The sequence below is a fragment of the Nonomuraea lactucae genome, assembly GCF_003313395.1.
Lineage (GTDB): Bacteria > Actinomycetota > Actinomycetes > Streptosporangiales > Streptosporangiaceae > Nonomuraea > Nonomuraea lactucae.
In genome coordinates this window covers 1-778 of the sequence record NZ_QNFZ01000365.1, presented here as the reverse complement: position 1 = coordinate 778, position 778 = coordinate 1, and the positions used below count along the sequence as shown (strand labels likewise).

The following is a 778-nucleotide window of genomic DNA, read 5'->3' as shown; positions in this document are numbered from 1 at the left end:
CGCCCTGCCGGGTCCCGGCGGTCGGGGCCCCGCCCGCCGTCGGGGCGTCCGCCGCCGGGTCCGCCCACCGCCGGAGCCGTTGGTGACGTCCTCAGAGACGCCAGTCGCGCAGGAAGTCGGCCAGCGGGCCGGTGGACGGCACCTCGCCCCTCCGCTGCCCCTCCGCCAGCTCCCTCATGACGTCCCTGATCTGGTCGCGGCCGGACTCCTCACGGCCGGCCATGAACCGCCTCGCGGCCTTCCTGATCTTCTCGTGGGCCTTGGCCGCGCGCTTCGGGTCGATGTCGCCCATGGCCTCCTGGGCGGTCACGCTCTTGTCGAACTCGCTCAGCCACTTCAGCCACCCGCCCGTGGGGACGGTGGTGCCGAGCGTCGCCTTGGGCTGGGGCCCGGCCGTCTCCACCAGGCTGGGGACGCCACTGGGCTCGGCCGTGGTCGGCGTCGGCTCGGGGGCCGAGGCGCTGGGTGACGCCTCGGTGGGCGTCTCGGTGGGCTGGGCCTGGGTGGGCGGCGCGGACGTGGGGGCGGGGCCCACGACCGGCTCGTCGCGGGAGGAGCCCCACAGCATCGTGCCGGCGGTGACGGCCACGATCACGGCCATGGCGGCGGCCAGCTGGATGAACAGGCGCCGGTTGGAGATGGCCTTGCGGTCCTCCGGTGGAAAGTCGTAGAGGGCGGTGTCCCCACCACGCGCGCCGGGCGGGCCCTGCGCTGGCGCGCCGCCCGGCTGGCGGAACACAGCCCCCGTCACGGGCACCGGCACCGGCCCGGCTGCGGG

1 pseudogene is annotated in these 778 nt (G+C 76.3%); it reads right to left on the bottom strand.

Features of this window, described 5'->3' with window-relative positions:
- Positions 1-91 precede the first annotated feature (91 nt).
- Positions 92-778: pseudogene (locus tag DQW85_RS21985) on the bottom strand (hypothetical protein); the annotation flags it as partial.